Consider the following 1,268-nt stretch of genomic DNA (forward strand, 5'->3'; position numbering starts at 1 on the left):
CCGGCGGTGTAGTCGCCGAAGTAGTCGACGACGTCCTCCGGCCACTGGTTGGCCTCCGCCAGCAACACGGTGTCCGGGTACTGGGCGTCGATCTCGCGGCGGACCCGCTTGAGGAAGGCGTGCGTGGCGGGCAGGTTCTCGCAGTTGGTGCCCTCTTCCGCGTAGAGGTAGGGGACCGCGTCGAGGCGGTAGCCGTCGATGCCGAGGTCCAGCCAGAACTTCAGTGCGGCCAGGATCTCCTCCTGCACCGCCGGGTTCTCGTAGTTCAGATCCGGCTGGTGCGAGAAGAAGCGGTGGAAGTAGTACTGGCCGCGCACCGGATCGAAGGTCCAGTTGGACGACTCGGTGTCGACGAAGATGATCCGCGCGTCCTCGTACTGCTTGTCGTCGTCGGCCCACATGTAATAGTCGCCGTAGGGGCCGTCGGGGTTCTTGCGGGACTCCTGGAACCACGGGTGCTGGTCGCTGGTGTGGTTCATGACGAAGTCGATGATCACGCGCATGCCGCGCTGGTGGGCGGCGTCCACGAACTCCACGAAGTCGGCGAGGTCACCGAACTCGGGCAGTACGGCGGTGTAGTCGGAGACGTCGTAACCGCCGTCGCGCAGCGGTGACTTGAAGAACGGCGGCAGCCAGAGGCAGTCCACGCCGAGCCACTGCAGATAGTCGAGTTTGGCGGTCAGGCCCTGGAGGTCGCCGACGCCGTCGCCGTTGCTGTCATGGAAGGAGCGGACGAGGACCTCGTAGAAGACGGCGCGCTTGAACCAGTCCGGGTCCCGGTCCTGGGCGGGAGTGTCCTCGAAGGTGTCCAGTACGGGTTCGTTCACGGTCATGACGCTGCGGGCCCTCCGATCCGGGGCGTCGATCGCCCGACGTGGAGCACGTGCGCCGGCGCATGGCCGGGCGTGAGACGCACGTAGTTGGTCCTGCCCCAGTGGTACGTCTCGCCCGTCAGTTCGTCGTGCACGGGCAAGGCGGCGTCCCAGTCCAGGCCGAGTTGCGGCATGTCCAACGAGACCGTGGCCTCCTGGGTGTGCTGCGGGTCGAGGTTGACGACCACGATGACCGTGTCCGCTCCCGTGCTCTTGCTGTAGGCGAGCACGGCGTCGTTGTCGGTCCGGTGGAAGCGGAGGTTGCGCAGGCGCTGTAGCGCGGGGTGCTCTCGGCGGATGCCGTTGAGCCGGGTGATGAGGGGCGCGATGGTCCGCCCCTCCCGCTCCGCGGCCGCCCAGTCGCGGGGCCTCAGCTGGTACTTCTCCGAGTTCAGG

2 protein-coding genes are annotated in these 1,268 nt (G+C 67.0%); both read right to left on the reverse strand.

The features are described from left to right. The coding region (locus tag ABZ079_RS36860; protein WP_356943803.1) for an alpha-amylase family glycosyl hydrolase at nucleotides 1-833 on the reverse strand (833 nt) is incomplete at its 3' end. After that, nucleotides 830-1,268, reverse strand: a 439-nt coding sequence (locus ABZ079_RS36865; RefSeq protein WP_356943804.1) for an alpha-glucosidase C-terminal domain-containing protein, incomplete at its 5' end; no start/stop codon positions are given. The genes ABZ079_RS36860 and ABZ079_RS36865, both read right to left, overlap by 4 nt.

It is taken from the genome of Streptomyces sp. NPDC006314 (assembly GCF_040613075.1).
Lineage (GTDB): Bacteria > Actinomycetota > Actinomycetes > Streptomycetales > Streptomycetaceae > Streptomyces.